The sequence below is a fragment of the Actinomycetospora atypica genome (genome assembly GCF_042653685.1).
In the GTDB taxonomy this organism is placed as follows: Bacteria; Actinomycetota; Actinomycetes; order Mycobacteriales; family Pseudonocardiaceae; genus Actinomycetospora; species Actinomycetospora atypica.
The window spans coordinates 1-17,288 of record NZ_JBHSIV010000063.1 but is presented as its reverse complement, the minus strand read 5'-3'; the positions used below and the strand labels follow the sequence as shown (position 1 = coordinate 17,288).

14 protein-coding genes and 2 pseudogenes are annotated in these 17,288 nt (G+C 74.4%); 14 read left to right on the top strand and 2 right to left on the bottom strand.

The window, feature by feature from the left end:
* Positions 1-852, top strand: a pseudogene (locus tag ACFPBZ_RS28780) (glycosyl transferase); the annotation flags it as partial.
* Positions 853-863: 11 nt separating this feature from the next.
* A complete protein-coding gene (locus tag ACFPBZ_RS28775; RefSeq protein WP_378039541.1) occupies positions 864-1,241 on the top strand; it encodes a VOC family protein in 378 nt (125 codons plus the stop codon).
* Here ACFPBZ_RS28775 and ACFPBZ_RS28770 read toward each other — a convergent pair.
* Complete coding sequence (locus ACFPBZ_RS28770; protein ID WP_378039540.1) at positions 1,238-1,744, bottom strand: metallopeptidase family protein; 507 nt, start codon at positions 1,742-1,744, stop codon at positions 1,238-1,240. The genes ACFPBZ_RS28775 and ACFPBZ_RS28770 overlap by 4 nt on opposite strands.
* Before the next feature lie 103 nt (positions 1,745-1,847).
* On the opposite strand from ACFPBZ_RS28770, the gene ACFPBZ_RS28765 reads away from it, so the two are divergent.
* The 6 genes from ACFPBZ_RS28765 (at position 1,848) to ACFPBZ_RS28740 (ending at position 8,035) form a co-directional block, all read left to right on the top strand.
* Complete coding sequence (locus ACFPBZ_RS28765) at positions 1,848-2,204, top strand: DUF3499 domain-containing protein (protein ID WP_378039542.1); 357 nt, start codon at positions 1,848-1,850, stop codon at positions 2,202-2,204.
* Positions 2,205-2,291: 87 nt separating this feature from the next.
* Positions 2,292-3,719, top strand: a complete 1,428-nt coding sequence (locus tag ACFPBZ_RS28760; protein WP_378039539.1) for a phosphomannomutase/phosphoglucomutase — start codon at positions 2,292-2,294, stop codon at positions 3,717-3,719.
* Positions 3,716-4,000: a Trm112 family protein gene (locus tag ACFPBZ_RS28755; protein WP_378039538.1), complete on the top strand. Its 285-nt coding sequence runs from the start codon at positions 3,716-3,718 to the stop codon at positions 3,998-4,000. Before ACFPBZ_RS28760 ends, ACFPBZ_RS28755 begins: the two co-directional genes overlap by 4 nt.
* A complete protein-coding gene (locus tag ACFPBZ_RS28750) occupies positions 3,997-5,127 on the top strand; it encodes a phosphoheptose isomerase family protein (RefSeq protein WP_378039537.1) in 1,131 nt (376 codons plus the stop codon). Before ACFPBZ_RS28755 ends, ACFPBZ_RS28750 begins: the two co-directional genes overlap by 4 nt.
* A gap of 30 nt (positions 5,128-5,157) precedes the next feature.
* Positions 5,158-6,375 carry a mannose-6-phosphate isomerase, class I gene (gene manA, locus ACFPBZ_RS28745; RefSeq protein ID WP_378039536.1) on the top strand — a complete coding sequence of 406 codons (1,218 nt, stop codon included), beginning with the start codon at positions 5,158-5,160 and terminating at the stop codon, positions 6,373-6,375.
* Between the two features lie 124 nt (positions 6,376-6,499).
* Positions 6,500-8,035 carry an APC family permease gene (locus ACFPBZ_RS28740; RefSeq protein WP_378039535.1) on the top strand — a complete coding sequence of 512 codons (1,536 nt, stop codon included), beginning with the start codon at positions 6,500-6,502 and terminating at the stop codon, positions 8,033-8,035.
* Between the two features lie 71 nt (positions 8,036-8,106).
* Here the strand turns inward: ACFPBZ_RS28740 and ACFPBZ_RS28735 are convergent, their stop codons facing one another.
* Positions 8,107-9,729 (bottom strand): long-chain fatty acid--CoA ligase, encoded by a 1,623-nt coding sequence (locus ACFPBZ_RS28735; protein WP_378039534.1) that lies wholly within the window; start codon positions 9,727-9,729, stop codon positions 8,107-8,109.
* 462 nt (positions 9,730-10,191) lie between these two features.
* On the opposite strand from ACFPBZ_RS28735, the gene ahcY reads away from it, so the two are divergent.
* From ahcY to ACFPBZ_RS28705, 6 genes and pseudogenes are all read left to right on the top strand, one after another.
* The gene (gene ahcY / locus ACFPBZ_RS28730) at positions 10,192-11,676 is read left to right on the top strand and encodes an adenosylhomocysteinase (RefSeq protein ID WP_378039533.1); all 1,485 of its coding nucleotides are present in this window, start codon (positions 10,192-10,194) and stop codon (positions 11,674-11,676) included.
* 190 nt (positions 11,677-11,866) lie between these two features.
* Positions 11,867-12,571: a dTMP kinase gene (locus ACFPBZ_RS28725; RefSeq protein ID WP_378039532.1), complete on the top strand. Its 705-nt coding sequence runs from the start codon at positions 11,867-11,869 to the stop codon at positions 12,569-12,571.
* Positions 12,568-13,245 carry an MtrAB system response regulator MtrA gene (mtrA, locus tag ACFPBZ_RS28720; protein ID WP_378039531.1) on the top strand — a complete coding sequence of 226 codons (678 nt, stop codon included), beginning with the start codon at positions 12,568-12,570 and terminating at the stop codon, positions 13,243-13,245. Before ACFPBZ_RS28725 ends, mtrA begins: the two co-directional genes overlap by 4 nt.
* 18 nt (positions 13,246-13,263) lie before the next feature.
* Entirely contained in the window at positions 13,264-15,018 is a 1,755-nt protein-coding gene (gene mtrB, locus ACFPBZ_RS28715; RefSeq protein ID WP_378039530.1) for an MtrAB system histidine kinase MtrB, read from the top strand.
* Complete coding sequence (locus tag ACFPBZ_RS28710) at positions 15,015-16,829, top strand: LpqB family beta-propeller domain-containing protein (RefSeq protein WP_378039529.1); 1,815 nt, start codon at positions 15,015-15,017, stop codon at positions 16,827-16,829. Before mtrB ends, ACFPBZ_RS28710 begins: the two co-directional genes overlap by 4 nt.
* A 115-nt stretch (positions 16,830-16,944) precedes the next feature.
* Positions 16,945-17,288 (top strand): annotated as a pseudogene (locus ACFPBZ_RS28705) (ComF family protein); the annotation flags it as partial.

The following is a 17,288-nucleotide window of genomic DNA, read 5'->3' as shown; positions in this document are numbered from 1 at the left end:
GTGGCGGCCGCGGCCGCGGCGCTCGCGGTGTGCTCGGTGCTGGTCGGCGGGGGCGGCGCGCTGGCCGAGCGGCCCACGCCCGCGCTCGACCCGGAGCTCGCGGGGCGCCTCGCCGCCTCCGGCGCGACCGTCGCCGACGTGGGCCTCGCCCGCCTGCCCGACGGGCCCGGCTACGCCCTCGACACCGACGCCACCCGGCGCTCCGCCGCCGACCTGCCCCGCTACGGCGACGACGACCTCGTCCCGGTCGGCGCCGCCCCCGCCCGCCTGACCCGCGACGTCACCGCGCTGCTCTCCGGCGACCCGGCGACCGTGCAGGCCGGGGCCGCGGAGCTCGCGTCCTCCGGGACCGCGGCCGTCGTCCTGCCCGACCCCGCCGTCGCCGAGCGGGCCCGCGCCGCGGGCACGCCGCTGCTGGTCCCCGCGGCCCCGACCTCCGACGGGCGCCCCGTCCTGACGATCGACCTGCCGGCGGCCGGCGCGGTGATCCTCGAGCCGCCGGTCTCCGACGACGCGACCGACGCGAAGGCCGCGCCCCGGCGCCCCGACGGCATCACGCCGCTGCCGGCCGCGCCGCCCCGCGTCGGCGTCCTGATCTCGCCCGGCGCCGACCGGCGCGTGGTGGTCGTCGCCGCGGAGCGCGAGTCGGGCTGGACCGCGACCGTGGGCGGGGCCCCGGCCGAGGTCCTGCCGGCGTGGGGCCACCTCGTCGGGGTGTCGGTCCCGGCGGGCGGCGGGCCGGTGGTCGTCGAGCGCGACGCCACCCTGCGCGGCCTGCTCCTGCTGCTGCAGCTGGCGCTGGTGCTGTTCACCGTCCTCTCGGCCCTGCCCTCGAGGACGCGGTTCCGCTAGCGTCCGCGCCCGTGTTCGACCACCTGGGGTTCCCCGTCGCCGACGTCGACGTGTCGGTCGCCCGCTACCTGCAGATCTTCGCGCCGCTCGGGTTCCGGGAGGCCAAGCGGATCCCGGTGGGGGTCGGCGACCTCGTCGGGCTCTCCGGGGCGGACGGGATCCCGCAGTTCTGGCTGGCCCCGGGCGGGCCGGTCGCGAGCGAGCTGCACGTGGCGTTCTCCGCGCCCGACCGGGCCGCGGTGGACGCCGTGCACGAGGCCGCCGTCGCCGCCGGGGTCGAGGTGCTGCACGCGCCGCGGGAGTTCCCCGAGTACCACCCGGGCTACTACGCGGTGTTCCTGCGCGACCCCGACGGGCACAACGTCGAGGCCGTCCACCACGGCTTCTAGGCCTGGTCGTCCTCGTCGTCGATCGTGTCGGGCTCCACGCCGAGGTAGTCGGCCACCTGCTCCACGAGCACGTCGTGCAGCAGGTCGGCGAGGTCCTCGCCGTCGAGCGCGCGCGCCTCGAGCGGGCGGCGGTAGAGCACGATCCGGGCCCGGGTGGGGGCCCCGCGCCGGTCGAGGCCGGCCGGGACGAGGCGGGCCAGCGGGATGTCGCCGTCGCCGACCACGCCGTCGTCGTCGGGCGCGGAGTCGGACACGTCGGGCACGTCGTCGACCGCGACGTCGAGGTCCTCCAGCTCGGCGCCCCAGCGGTCCTCGATCGGCTCCAGGGCCTCGAGGACCACCGCGTCGAACCGCTCCGCGCGGGTGCGGGAGGCCGGGGCGCCGGCGGGGTAGAGCGGCGAGCGCATCCCCCGGCCGCGGCGGTCCCGACGACGACGGCCGCGGGCCGGGGCCCCCGTGCGCTCCGGCTCGCGCGCGTCCGCGCGGACACCACCCCTCGCCATGAGCGGCGACCCTACGCCGCCCGGGGCACACCCACCCCGACGCGCCGGGGTGGCCTGCGGGGCGCCGCCGGGTCGGGCGTCTATCGTCTGATCCGTGCGAGGAGTGCGGAAGTGCTCACGGACCGGGTGCGGCCGGGCGGCCGTGGCCACGTTGACCTACGTCTACTCGGATTCGACGGCCGTCGTCGGTCCGCTGGCGACGAGCGCCGAGCCCCACTCGTACGACCTCTGCGAGCAGCACGCCCTGCGCCTCACCGCCCCCCGGGGCTGGGAGGTGGTCCGCTACGAGGGCGAGTTCCCCTCGGAGCCCTCCGCCGACGACCTCACGGCGCTGGCCGAGGCCGTCCGCGAGGCGGGCCGGGCCGGGCCGCCGAGCGAGGCCGTCGTCGGGCTCGGCACGGTCGCCGGGACGGGGCGCCGCGGGCACCTGCGGGTCCTGCCCGACCCCTCCGGCAGCTGAGGACGGCGATGGCGCCCGGGCGACCGGCCACCTGATCGGGTGGCCGCCGGAGGGCACGCCGTCGGACCCGGCCGATACGCTGGGCCTGTGAGCAGCTCCATAGCCGGCGAGACCGCCGACGCCGCCCGGTCCCGCGTCGTCAGCCAGGTGATCAAGGCCTACGACGTGCGGGGTCTGGTCGGCGAGCAGCTCGACGCGGCCTTCGTCCGCGACGTCGGGGCGGCGTTCGCCACGCTGCTGACCGCGGAGTCCGGGGGCGCCCCGGCGAACGGGGTCGTGATCGGTCGCGACATGCGCGACTCGTCGCCCGAGCTCGCCGCGGCCTTCGCCGAGGGCGTCACCTCGCTGGGCGTCGACGTCACCGACATCGGGCTGGCCAGCACCGACATGCTCTACTACGCCTCCGGCGCGCTCGACGCGCCGGGCGCGATGTTCACCGCGAGCCACAACCCCGCGGCCTACAACGGCATCAAGCTCTGCCGGGCCGGCGCGAGCCCCGTCGGGCAGGACACCGGCCTCGACGAGATCGCCGCGCTGCTCGACCGGGGGCCGGGCGAGGCCGCCGCGGGGCACGACGGGCCGCGGGGCACCGTCTCCGAGCGGGACATGCGCGAGGACTACGCGGCCTACCTCCACGGCCTGGTCGACCTGTCGGGCATCCGGCGGCTCTCGATCGTCGTCGACGCCGGCAACGGGATGGCCGGGTACACCGTGCCCGCGGTCCTCGAGCCGCTGCCGCTCGAGATCTACCCGCTCTACTTCGAGCTCGACGGGTCGTTCCCCAACCACGAGGCGAACCCGCTGAACCCCGACAACCTGGTCGACCTGCAGCGCGAGGTCTCCACCCTCAAGCGGGTCGACGTCGGCCTGGCCTTCGACGGCGACGCCGACCGCGTGTTCCTCGTGGACGAGAAGGGCGACGCCGTGAGCCCGAGCGCGATCACCGCGCTCGTCGCCACCCGCGAGCTGGCCAAGGAGCCGGGCGCGACGATCATCCACAACCTGATCACGTCGCGGGCCGTCCCCGAGATCGTCGCCGAGCAGGGCGGGAAGCCCGTCCGCACCCGCGTGGGCCACTCGTTCATCAAGGCGACCATGGCCGAGACCGGCGCGATCTTCGGCGGCGAGCACTCGGCGCACTACTACTTCCGCGACTTCTTCCGGGCCGACTCGGGCATGCTCGCCGCGCTGCACGTCCTCGCCGCGCTGGCCGAGCAGGACAAGCCCCTGTCCGAGTTCATGGCGCAGTACTCCCGCTACGCGGCCTCCGGCGAGGTGAACTCGACGGTGGACGATCCGGCGGCGAGGATGGCGGAGGTGGAACAGCTCTACGGCGACCGGGACGACGTCACCACCGACACCCTCGACGGGTTGACGGTGTCCTTCGACAGCGGGGACTGGTTCAACCTGCGCCCCTCGAACACCGAGCCGCTCCTGCGGCTCAACGTGGAGGCCGCCGACGCCGATGCCGTCGCCGCCCTGCGCGACGAGGTCCTCGCGGTGGTCCGGCGATGAGCGCCGACGGAGACGCAGCGAAGCGGAGCTCGACCGCGGGGGCCGGCCCTCTGGGACTCGACCCGGTGCTGCTCGAGATCCTCGCCTGCCCGGCGCCCGACCACGGGGAGCTCCGCCCCGGGACCCCCGCGGACGCCGACGCGTCCGCGCTGACCTGCCAGAGCTGCGGCCGCGAGTTCCCCGTCACCGACGGCATCCCGGTCCTGCTGCTCTCCGAGGCGGTGAACGGACCCGAGGGTCCGGGCTCCGACGGCGGGTCGAGCGAGACCACGGGCGGGTGAGCGCGGTGCTCGACGAGGCACTGCTCGACGACACCGGCCGCCTGCTCGACGCCGACCGGGCGGGCGTCCTGCGCTCCGCCGCCACGGCCGGCGCCCAGGCGCGGGCCACGTTCGCCGCGGCGCAGGAGGCCGGGGTGCCGTCCCTCGAGGGCCTGCGCCCGCGGGCGCTCGTGCTGCTCGCCCGGCCCGGCGCCGAGACCGCCGCGGCCCGGCTGGTGGCCGCGCTCCTGCTGCCCACCTGCCCGTGTCCCGTGGTCGTCGCCGAGACGGCGCCGCCCTGGCTCGGGCCCCTCGACGTCGTGGTGGTCTCCCACCGCGGCTCCGACCGCGACCCGGCCGAGGCCGTGGTCGCCGAGGCCGTCGACCGCGCCGTGCGCCGCGGGGCGCACGTGGTGCTGACCGGCCCGCCCGACGGGCCCGCACCGGCCGCCGCGGCCGGCCGGTCGATGCAGGTGGTGCCCCGGGTCGCCGTGCTCGGCGGCCTGTCCGCGCCCACCGACCTGGCCGCCGCCTTCGTCACCGCGCGGGCCCTGGGCCTGCTCGACGTCGACGGCGAGGCCCTCGCCGACCGGCTCGACGACGAGGCCGAGGCCAGCGGACCGCGGCACGAGGCCTTCGTCGCGCCCGCCAAGGCGCTCGCGCTGCGCCTGGCCGAGCACACCCCGCTGCTGTGGGGCACCGACCCGGTGGCCGCGGCGCTGGCGGGCTACGGCGCCACCGCGCTCGCCGCCCACGCCGGGGTGGTGGCCCACGGGGGCGCCCTGACCGGCGCCGTCGGGATCCCGGCGCTGGCCGCCCGGCTCGACGCCGGCGCCCGGGCCGACTCGATCTTCGCCGACCCGTTCGACGATCCCGCTCCCGAGGGGCCGCCACCGCGGCTCGTCGTCGTGACGGTCGCGGAGGACCTCCCGACCCGACGGCTCGCCGACGACGCGACGCGGCGCTACCCCACGGCCGACGTCCTCGAGCTGGACGACCCCGGTCTCGCCGGGCCCGGCCCGGGGAAGGTCGCGGTCCGCGCGGCGGTGCTCGCGCTGCGCCTCGACCTCGCGGCGCTCTACCTGGGCCTGGCGACGGGCACGGTCGGGGCGGACCCCGACGCGGCGCGCCCGGGCGTCGGCGCCTGACCCACACTTCTCGCTCCAGGGGGACACACGGTGGAACTGCTCGAGGGGACGGTGCGGCCCTACGCCTGGGGCTCGCGGACCCACATCGCGGAGCTGCGGGGCGACCCCGTGCCGTCGCCGCACCCGCAGGCCGAGCTGTGGTTCGGCGCCCACCTCGACGACCCGTCGGCGCTGGGCGCCGGCCGCACCCTCCTCGACGCCCTCGCCGACGACCCGGAGGGCTCGTTCGGTGCGCAGCGGGCCGAGCACTGGGGCGGGCGGCTCCCGTTCCTGCTGAAGGTCCTCGCTGCCGAGGAGCCGCTCTCGCTGCAGACCCACCCGTCGGCCGAGCAGGCGGCCGCCGGGTTCGCGCGCGAGGAGGCCACGGGGGTCCCGCGCACCGCGTCGCACCGCAACTACGGCGACGCGCTGCCCAAGCCCGAGATCCTGGTGGCGCTCGGGGAGTTCCACGCGCTGGCCGGCTTCCGCGACGCCCGGACCACCCTGCGCCTGCTCCGCGCCCTCGACGTCCCGGGCCTGTCCCACCACACCGAGCTGCTGGCCGCCCAGCCCGACCCCGACGGGCTGCGGGCGGTCTTCACCACCTGGATCACGCTGCCGCAGCGCGCCGTCGACGGGCTCGTCCCGGCCCTGCTCGACGCCTGCGTGACGCTGCTGAAGTCCGCGGACGGGGCGGGGGAGTTCGACCGCGAGGTGCGCACCCTGCTCGACCTGGGCGAGCGCTACCCCGGGGACGCCGGCGTGCTCGCCGCGCTGCTGCTCAACCGCGTGGTGCTGGCCGAGGGGGAGTGCCTCTTCCAGCCGGCGGGCTCGCCGCACGCCTACCTGAGCGGGCTCGGCGTCGAGCTGATGGCCAACTCGGACAACGTGCTGCGGGCCGGGCTGACGCCGAAGCACGTCGACGTGCCGGAGCTCCTGCGCGTCCTCGACTTCCGCTGCGGGCCGCCGCCGGTGCTGCGCCCGGAGGTGGAGGGGCCGCGCTCGACGTTCACGGCGCCCAGCGAGTACTTCCGCCTGGTGCGCCTCGACCTCGACGAGGGCGAGGACGGCGAGGTCGGGCTCGAGGGCCCGCGCATCGTCGTGGTGCTGCGGGGCGAGGCCGAGGTGTCCGCCGGCGGCGCGACCACCACGGTGCCGCGCGGACGGGCCGTCTGGCTGCCCGCGGCCGACGGCCCGGGGACCGCCCGCGCCGTCGGGGGACCGGCCCTCGTGTTCGCCGCCGGCGACGGATGGACACCGACGGGCTGACCCCGTTCCGGCCCCCGGTCACCCCTGCTGCTGCATTCGTCGGAACTGCTCGGCGGGGGGTGTGAAGCGCCAGTATGGTGCGCGCGACCCACCACGGGTGCGACCACCAGAGAGGGGGCCGGGCATGGCGACCAGGACGCCGTCCCCGAACACGGGGAGCCTGTTCAGAACGAAGACGGTCGAGCAGTCGATCGCCGACACCGACGAGCCGGACAGCAAGCTCCGGCGTGAGCTCGGCGCCCTCGACCTCACGGTGTTCGGGGTCGCCGTCCTCATCGGCGCCGGCATCTTCACGATCACCGCGCGGGTGGCCGGGGACATCACCGGGCCCGCCGTCGCGATCTCCTTCGTCATCGCCGCGATCGCCTGTGGGTTCGCCGGCCTCTGCTACGCCGAGTTCGCCTCGACGGTGCCGGTGGCGGGCAGCGCCTACACGTTCTCCTACGCCACCTTCGGCGAGTTCATCGCCTGGATCATCGGCTGGGACCTCGTCCTGGAGTACGCGCTCGGCGCGGCCGTGGTCTCCACGAGCTGGTCGAAGTACCTGGGCCAGCTCTTCACCGGCGACGGCAAGGCGACGACGGTCGACATCGCCGGCCTGAGCGTCAACTGGGGCGCGATCCTCATCATCGCCGCGCTCACGGTGGTCCTCGTCCTCGGGATCAAGCTCTCCAGCACCGTCTCCTCCGTGATGACCGCGATCAAGGTCGGCGTGGTGCTGCTCGTGATCGTGGCCGGTGCCTTCTACATCCGCGCCGCGAACTACTCGCCGTTCATCCCGCCGCCCGGGGGCGAGCAGGAGAGCGGCGGCGGGGTCAAGTCCTCCCTGCTCTCGCTGGTCGCGGGCAGCGACGGCTCCACCTACGGGGTCTACGGCCTGCTCGCCGGCGCCTCGCTGGTGTTCTTCGCGTTCATCGGGTTCGACGCGGTGTCCACCACCGCGGAGGAGACGAAGAACCCGCAGAAGGACCTGCCGCGGGGGATCATGGGCTCCCTCGCGGTGGTCACGGTCCTCTACGTCGCCACCTCGCTGGTGCTCGTGGGCATGGTGAGCTACACCCAGCTGAAGACCGGGCCCAGCGGCGACGAGGCGACGCTCTCGACGGCGTTCACGCTGGTCGGCGCGAACTGGGCGTCGACGATCATCGAGGTCGGCGCGATCGCGGGTCTCACCACCGTCGTCATGGTGCTGATGCTCGGGCAGAGCCGCGTGTTCTACGCGATGAGCCGCGACGGGCTGCTCCCGCGCCCTCTCGCGCGGACCGGTTCGCGGGGCACGCCGGTGACCATCACGGTCATCATCGGGACGCTCTGCGCGCTGCTCGCGGGCTTCTTCCCCGCCGACGAGCTCGAGTCGATGGTCAACATCGGCACGCTGTTCGCGTTCGTGCTCGTCGCGATCGGCACGTGGGTGCTGCGCCGCCAGCAGCCCGACCTGCCCCGCAGCTTCGTCGTGAAGGGGCTGCCGGTCGTGGCCACCCTCGCGGTCGTCAGCTGCCTCTGGCTGATGATCAACCTGACGGTCGAGACCTGGATCCGGTTCATCGGCTGGATGGTCCTCGGCGTGCTCATCTACTTCGCCTACTCGCGACGGAACTCGGTGCTGGGCAAGCGCGAGCGCGGCGAGGAGTCGTCGGTGGACGGGCCCGCCCGGGTCTGACCTACCGCTTCCGGAGCGAACGGCACCCTCGCTGCTTCTTTGCGAGCGAGAGTGCCGTTCGCTCCGCGGGGTCAGCCCCGCTCAGCGGCGAACTTCTCGCGGAGGGTCTTCTTCGAGAACTTGCCCGTCGAGGTCTTCGGCACCTCGTCGATGAAGACGACGTCGTCGGGGATCTGCCACTTGGCGACCTTCGACGCGAGGTACTTTTTCACCTGCTCGGCCGTGAGTTCCTTCCCCTCGCGCACCACGACGCAGGCCATCGGGCGCTCCGACCACTTCTCGTCGGGGATCGCGATGACCGCGGCCTCGGCGACCTCGGGCATGCCCATGATCTGGTTCTCCATGTCGACCGAGGAGATCCACTCACCGCCGGACTTGACGAGGTCCTTGGTGCGGTCGACGAGCCGGACGTAGCCCGAGGCGTCGATGATCGCGACGTCGCCGGTGCGCAGCCAGCCGTCGGCGGTGAACTGCTTCCCGCCGTCCTCGTTGAGGTAGTACGAGTCGGCGATCCACGGGCCCGCGGCCTGCAGCTCGCCCGACGACTGCCCGTCCCACGGCAGGATCTCGCCGGTGTCGGGGTCGGCCAGGCGCAGTTCCACCAACGGTGTCGCCTGGCCCTGGGTGGCCCGGACGTCGGCGAGCTCGTCGTCGGAGTGCCCGTCGTGGACCGAGCGCAGCATCCCGGTGGTGGCGATGGGGCTGGTCTCGGTCATGCCCCAGGCCTGGGTGATCGGCAGCCCGACCTTCTCCCGCCACCCCTCGGACAGCGAGCGCGGCACGGCCGACCCGCCGCAGAGCACGAGGCGCAGGTGCGGGACGTCGGCGCGCTCGAGCTCGGGCAGCACGCCCATCCAGATCGTCGGGACGCCGGCGGTGACGGTGACGTCGTGGTCGCGCAGCATCCCCGCGATCGCCTTCGGCACCATATTCGGCCCGGGCATCACGAGCGAGGCCCCGCAGAACACCGCCGCGTACGGCGTGCCCCAGGCGTTGGCGTGGAACATCGGCACGATCGGCAGCAGGACGTCGCGCTCGACGATGCCGACGACGTCGGCGATGAGCACGGCGATCGAGTGCAGCACCGTCGAGCGGTGCGAGTAGACGACGCCCTTGGGGTTGCCGGTGGTGCCCGACGTGTAGCACATGGCGGCGGCGCGGTTCTCGTCGTCGACGACGAACTGCCCGGTGAACGGCTCCACCGAGGCGAGGAGCTCGGCGTGGTCGACGATCCGCTCGTCGTCGGGGACGTCGGTGTCGGAGCCGTCGTCGATGACGACGAACTTCCGGACGTGCGGCATCTGGTCGGCCAGCGGCCACAGCATCCCGAACAGCGCCCGCTCGACGAAGATCACCTCGTCGTCGGCGTGGTTGACGATGTAGACGAGCTGCTCGGGGAAGAGCCGGATGTTCAGCGTGTGCAGTACGCGGCCGGTGCAGGGCACGGCGAAGTACAGCTCGAGGTGCACCGGGGTGTTCCAGCAGAAGGTGCCCACCCGCGCGTCGTGGGAGACGCCGAGCTTCTCCAGCGCGGCCGCGGTGCGCCGCACCCGCGTGGCCCAGTTCGCGTAGGTGTCGGTGGTGACGGCCCCGCCCACCCCGATCCCGGTGATCGTCTTGTGGCCGAACATCTGCTCGGCCCGGTGGAACACGTGGGGCAGGGCGAGCGGCCGGTTCTGCATCTGTCCGAGCACGGGTGGGGCCTTCCTGAGCGACCGGTGGGGGCAGGGAAGGCGAGCCTACGACGGGTGTGGTGCCGGTCATAGGAGTTCGCCCGGGCGTCGACCGCTCACCCGCACGTGTGACACGGCGGACTGTGATCCGAGAGACGATCGGGGACTACCGGTCGCCGACCTGCACCGGAGCCGCCCGGCCCGCCGCTCCCGGGGTGGCCCGTCTTGACCGCCCCACGGCCCTGTGTGAACCTCGTACCACGGCAATCGAACGCACGTGAGTGCGACGGAGCCCTCGAGTGGCGCTGCAACGGGCTTCACGCCCGCCACGCTCGACGGGTATTCCGCACCGAGCAAGGGCGCCTCCAGATGATGGAGGACCGTGTTCACCGACGTTCCCGGGTCGTGCCCCGCACGAGCCCGGCCGTCCGGTACCGGTCCCTCCGTCGATCAGGTCACCACTGGACGAGCGGACGAGGATTCATGACGGCAGCTGTGGGAACGACGCACGAGAAGTACGCCGAGAAGAACGGGATCGACTTCGCGGTCGCCGACCTCTCGCTGGCCGACTTCGGTCGCCGCGAGATCCGCCTCGCCGAGCACGAGATGCCCGGCCTCATGGGGCTGCGCCGCGAGTACTCCGAGGCCAAGCCGCTGCACGGCGCGCGGATCTCGGGCTCGCTGCACATGACGATCCAGACCGCGGTGCTCATCGAGACCCTGGTCGAGCTCGGCGCCGAGGTCCGCTGGGCCTCCTGCAACATCTTCTCCACCCAGGACCACGCGGCCGCCGCGGTCGTCGTCGGCCCGCACGGCACCCCCGAGGAGCCCAAGGGCGTCGCGTGCTTCGCCTGGAAGGGCGAGTCGCTCGAGGAGTACTGGTGGTGCGCCGAGCAGATGCTCGCGTGGCGCGACAGCGACACCCGCGGCCCGAACATGATCCTCGACGACGGCGGCGACGCCACGATGCTCGTCCACAAGGGCGTCGAGTTCGAGAAGGCCGGTGTCGTCCCGAGCACCGAGACCGACGACCCCGCCGAGTACCAGGTCGTCCTCGAGACGCTGCGTCGCTCGCTCTCCGAGGACCCGCAGCACTGGACGAAGGTCGCGTCGGGCATCAAGGGCGTCACCGAGGAGACCACGACGGGCGTCCACCGCCTGTACGAGTTCTTCAACGAGGGCAAGCTCCTCTTCCCGGCGATCAACGTCAACGACTCGGTCACCAAGTCGAAGTTCGACAACAAGTACGGCTGCCGCCACTCGCTGATCGACGGCATCAACCGCGCCGTCGACGTGCTGATCTCCGGCAAGAAGGCCGTCATCTGCGGCTTCGGCGACGTCGGCAAGGGCTCGGCGGAGTCGCTGCGCGGCCAGGGCGCCCGCGTGACCATCACCGAGTCCGACCCCATCTGCGCGCTCCAGGCGCTCATGGAGGGCTACGACGTCGACACCCTCGACAACGTGATCGAGACCGCCGACATCGTCATCACGACGACCGGCAACAAGGACATCGTCACGCTCGACCACATGAAGCGGATGAAGCACCAGTCGATCCTGGGCAACATCGGCCACTTCGACAACGAGATCCAGGTCGAGAAGCTCGAGAAGTCGGGCACCACGCGGGTCAACATCAAGCCGCAGGTCGACGAGTGGGTCTTCGAGGACGGCCACTCGATCATCCTGCTGTCCGAGGGCCGGCTGCTGAACCTCGGCAACGCCACCGGGCACCCGAGCTTCGTCATGTCGACCTCGTTCGCGAACCAGACCCTGGCGCAGATCGAGATCTTCACGAAGCCCGACGAGTACCCGATCGGCGTGTACCGCCTCTCGAAGCAGCTCGACGAGAAGGTCGCGAAGGTCCACGTCGAGGCGCTCGGCGCGAAGCTGACGAAGCTGAGCAAGGAGCAGGCCGAGTACATCGGCGTCGACGTCGAGGGCCCGTACAAGCCGGAGCACTACCGCTACTAGACAGTCGCGCCAAGGAGATGCGGCAGTCAGCACTCCTTCGTCGTGCTGTCTGCCGATCTCCGGCGCGGTCCGGTGGTCGCCTCGGTGACCGCATGAACGTCCGACCGAAGGCCCCGTCGCATCCGTGCGGCGGGGCCTTCGTGCGTCCCGCACCGCGGTCACACCCCGCTGATCGCTAGCGTGGCCGCCCATGGGCGTGATGGTGGCCGTCGAGGGGCTCGACGGGGCGGGCAAGGCGACCGTCGTCGTCGCGCTGCGCCGCGCGGTCGAGGCCCGCGGCGCCACCGCCGCGACGATCGCGTTCCCCCGCTACGACGACGACGTCCACGCCGCCCTCGCCGGGGAGGCGCTGCACGGCGCGCACGGCGACACCGCCGCGTCGGTCCACGCGATGTCGCTGCTGTTCGCCCTCGACCGCCGCGCCGCCGCCGGGACGCTCGAGGGGCTGCGCGCCGAGCACGACGTGCTGCTCGTCGACCGCTACGTCGCCTCGAACGCGGCCTACGGATCGGCGCGTCTGCACCAGGGGATCGGGGAGTTCGCCCGCTGGGTCCACGACACCGAGGTCGTCCGGTTCCGGGTCCCCGCGCCCGACGCCCAGGTGCTGGTCCGGGTCCCGCCGGCCACCGCCGCCGACAGGGTCCGCTCCCGGGCCGCCGAGCACCCCGACCGCGATCCCGACGGCTTCGAGGCGGACGCCGAGCTGCAGGCCCGATGCGCCGAGGTGTACGACCAGCTCGTCACGGAGCGCTGGCTCTCCCCCTGGTGGGTGTTCGAGAATCGGCACACGGGTGATGCGGCGCTCACCCGGACGGCTGATGCGGTGGTCGATGCCGTGCTCCGGGCCGCATCCGCTCCCGAGTCGTCGGTGAGAAGTGACACCATTGAGACATGAGTTCCCGAATCCTCGTCGTGGACGACGACTCCTCGCTCGCCGAGATGCTGACGATCGTCCTGCAGGGCGAGGGTTTCGAGACGACGGTCGTGTCCGACGGGGCCGACGCGCTGCCCACCGTGCGCGAGTCGGCACCCGACCTGGTGCTGCTCGACCTGATGCTCCCCGGCATGAACGGGATCGACGTCTGCCGGGCGATCCGGGCCGAGTCGGGCGTGCCGGTCGTCATGCTCACGGCGAAGACCGACACGGTCGACATCGTGCTGGGCCTCGAGTCCGGCGCCGACGACTACATCGTCAAGCCGTTCAAGCCCAAGGAGCTGGTCGCCCGCATCCGCGCGCGGCTGCGCCAGTTCCCCACCGAGCCGAGCGAGCAGATGCAGATCGGCGACGTGACGATCGACGTGCCGGCGCACCAGGTGCGGCGCGGCGGCACGCCGATCCCGCTCACACCCCTCGAGTTCGACCTGCTGGTGGCCCTGGCCCGCAAGCCGCGCCAGGTGTTCACCCGCGAGGTGCTGCTCGAGCAGGTGTGGGGCTACCGGCACGCGGCCGACACGCGCCTGGTGAACGTCCACGTGCAGCGGCTGCGCTCGAAGGTCGAGAAGGACCCGGAGCACCCCGAGGTGGTGCTGACGGTGCGCGGCGTGGGCTACAAGGCCGGCCCGCCCTGACCCGTGTGAGCAGCCGCCGTGCCTGAGTCCCTCCGACGTCTGCGCCGCCGCGCCGAGCTGGCGCTGGCCGAACGGGTCGGCGCGGTCCGGGTGCTCTGGCGGCGCTCGATGCAGCTGCGCGTCGTGCTCTCGACGCTCGCGATGTCGACGGTCGTCGTGCTGGTGCTGGGGCTCGTCCTGCAGACCCAGATCGCCGACCGGCTGCTGCAGGGCAAGCAGCAGGCGGCGCTCGTCCAGGCCGACATCAGCCGGCAGAACCTCGAGCGCGACCTCTCGCGCCTCGACCCCGACCGCGACGGCACCCAGGCCACGCTCGACGAGGCCCTCGACCGCCTGACCTCGTCGGGGTCGGGCTCCGACGCGCGCGACGCCGGGGCGTTCGAGGCCGTCCTGGTGGCCGGCACGGAGGCCATCGGCACCGCCCCGGGCGGCTCGACCACCGACGGACGGGGCGCGGAGCCCTCGTCGGGACCGGCCGACGTGGTGCCGCCGCAGCTGCGCGACCCGGTGCTCAAGGGCTTCCTCGCCACCAAGTACGTCACGGTGTCCGCCGTCGGCCGCCCGTCGGTGCCGGCCCTCGTCGTCGGGCAGCCCGTGCGCACCGCGGGGCGGAACCTGCAGCTCTACCTGATCTTCCCGCTCTCGGCCGAGCAGCGGACCCTCGCGCTGATCCAGTCGACGCTGGCGCTGGCGGGCCTCGCCCTGCTGGGGCTGCTCGCGGGCATCTCCAGCATCGTCACGCGGCAGGTCGTGCGCCCCGTCCGCCAGGCGGCCGACGTCGCCGAGCGGTTCGCCGACGGGCACCTCGACGAGCGCATGCCGGTCTACGGCGACGACGAGGTGGCGCGGCTCGCGGAGTCCTACAACGAGATGGCCGCGAGCATCCAGCAGCAGATCCACCAGCTCGAGGAGTTCGGGGGCCTGCAGCGCCGGTTCACCTCCGACGTCAGCCACGAGCTGCGCACCCCGCTGACGACGGTGCGGATGGCCGCCGAGGTGCTGCAGGAGCACGCGGTCGACGGCGGCGACGCGATCGCCAAGCGCAGCGCCCAGCTGCTGGTTGCCGAGCTCGACCGCTTCGAGTCGCTGCTCGGCGACCTGCTCGAGATCAGCCGCCTCGACGCCGGGATGGCCGAGCTCGCCGTCGAGCCGGTCGACGTGCGCGACGTGGTGCGCCGGGCCGCGGAGACCGTGCACCACCTGGTCGACGCGACCGCCACCCCGCTGCTGCTCGACCTCACCGAGGAGGCGATGGCCGAGGTCGACCCCCGCCGCGTCGAGCGCATCCTGCGCAACCTGCTCGCCAACGCGATCGACCACGGCGAGAGCCGCCCGATCGAGGTGCGGGTGGCCGCCGACGACCACGCCGTGGCGGTGGTGGTCCGCGACCACGGCGTCGGGCTCAAGCCCGGCGAGGCGGGCCTGGTGTTCAACCGCTTCTGGCGCGCCGACCCGTCCCGGCAGCGCCGCAGCGGCGGTACGGGCCTGGGCCTCGCCATCAGCCTCGAGGACGCCCGACTGCAGGGCGGCTGGCTGCAGGCCTGGGGCGAGACCGACCAGGGCGCCGTGTTCCGGCTGACCCTCCCGCGCACGGCCGGGGAGCTCCTGCGGACGAGCCCGCTGCCGCTGATCCCGGTGGCGGGCGCCCCGGCCGTCGCCGAGCCCGGCATCCACGACGCCGCGGTCACCACGGGCACGGCGCTCCCGCCGCCGCCGTCGGGGGAGTTCCCGGTGGTCCAGCCCGACGCCGAGTCGGCCGAGGAGGTGCGGTGACCCGCACCGCCCGGGTCGGGCTCCGCTCTCTGCTCGGCGTGCTGGGGCTCGTCGCGCTGCTGCTCACCGGCTGCGCCACGGTGCCGGGGTCGTCGGACGTCAGCGTCCTGCGCCGGGTCGGCGACCCGGCCGAGCCCTCCGCCCCGCCCGGCCCGGCCCGCGGCGCCGGCCCGCTCGAGATCGTGCGCGGCTGGATCCTCGCCTCGGGAGCCACCGCCGAGCGGCACAGCGCCGCCCGCGCGTTCCTCACCCCCTCCGCGGCCGGCTCGTGGGACGACGGCGCGTCCCCCACCGTCGTCTCCGACCGCGTCGACACCGTGTTCTCCGCCGGCAGCGGGCAGACCGGCCAGGCGTCGGTGCGCATCCGCGCCGACAAGCTCGGCACGGTGCGCCCCGACGGGGCGTTCGTCGCGGCCCCGGGCGTCGTCGACCTCGTCGTCGGGCTGACGCAGGACAACGGGACCTGGCGGATCTCGGCGCTGCCGGCGGGCACGATCGTCCGACGCAGCGACCTGCGCGCCAACACGCGGCCCGTCCGCATCTGGTTTCTCGCGGCGGTGGGGGGCGCGCCGGTGGGGGAGACCCGCTACCTCCCGACGAGCCCGTCCCGCTCGGTGCCGTCGCGGGTGCTCGACGAGCTGTTCTCCGGCCCGTCCGACGACCTGCGCGGCGCGGCCCTGTCCGCCCTGCCCGCGGGCGCACTGCTCAGCACGGCGGTGGGGACGACGACGGAGGGCGTCACCACCGTCGACCTCACCCGCATCGGCCCGGTGGAGGCGATCGACCCCGGGCGGCGCACCGAGATCGCCCAGCAGGTGGTGCTCACGCTCGCGGGGGTCGGGATCGAGCGGGTCGCGCTGACCGTCGACGGCGACCCGCTGATCGAGGGCCGCCGCGAGCTGGGGGTCTCCGACGTCCTCGCGGGCCTGCCGGCCACCGTCCGCGACCGCCAGGACCTCCCCGACGACGCCTCGCGGGCGCCCGCGGCCCCCGCCCCCGCGGTCGTCGTCACCGGGGGGCGGGTGCTCGCGGTCCCGCAGAGCTCGGCCGGGACCGCGGTGCCCACCCGCCCGGCGTCCCCCGACCTCGTCACCGGCGTCGCCGACGCCCGCAGCGCGAGCGTCTCGCCCGACGGGCGCGACGTGGCCGTCGTCGGCCTCGAGAACGGCCGCCTGCGGCTGTTCGTCGGGCGGGTGGGGGCGGCGGCCGCGCCGACGGAGGTCACCGGCGGCGTCGTCACCCGGCCCACGTGGACCCCGGACGGCACCGAGGTGTGGACGGTCATCGACGGGGCCCCGGTGCGGTCGGTGCGCTCGGCGACGGCGGGTGTCACGCGGGTCGCCCTCGACACGGCCCCGCTGGCCGGGCTCGGGCCGCTGGCGACGCTGCGGCTCTCGCCGGACGGCACCCGGGTGGCCCTGGTGGCGGGCGGGCGGGTGGCCGTCGCGACGGTCGTCCGTGACGCGGGCGGCGGCGCGCGGCTCGGGGCGGTGCGGGTGCTGCGCCCGGGCCCGGCGGGGGAGTCGCTCGGCGGCGTCCTCGACGTGACGTGGGCGCGCACCGACGGACTGATCGCCGTCGGCACCGGGCTCGGGCGGCCGGTGCAGTCGGTGTCCGCGGACGGGCTCGACCTCGACGACGTCCCGACGACGAACCTGACCCCGCCCGTCAGCGCCGTCGCGGCGGCGCCCGACCGGCCCACGCTCGTGGTCGACCAGGGCGGCGTGTGGTCGCTGCCCTCCGGGGGCGGCGAGGTGTGGAGCTCGGTACCCGGCGGCTCCAACTCCTCGGTGCCCGCCTACCCGGGCTAGGCGTCCCGGCCGGGCTGGGCCGACCGGCCGAGCCGTCCGTCCCCAGGTGTCGCGCCGTCCCCAGGCGCGGCCGCCGGACTCCCGTCCCGACGACCGCCCGGCGCAGGCTCGGGCGGTGCTGACCCGCGCCGTGACGGCCCTGCTCGACCTCCTGTTGCCCGCGCCCTGCGGCGGCTGCGGGGTCGCCGTGGCCCCCGGGATCGCGCTCTGCGACGCGTGCACGGCCGTCCTCGCCCGGCCGGTCCCCGTCCCGGACGTCCCGGGGCTCCCGCCCGCGATGGCGCTCGCGCCCTACGCGGGACCCGCCCGCGCCGTCGTCATCGCCTACAAGGAACGGGGCCGCCGCGACCTCGCGCCGCCCCTCGCCGCCGCGCTCGCCCACGCCCTGGACGGCCTCGGGCTGCCCGGCCCGTGCCTGCTGGTGCCCGCGCCGTGGCGGCGCTCGGCGGCCCGCGCCCG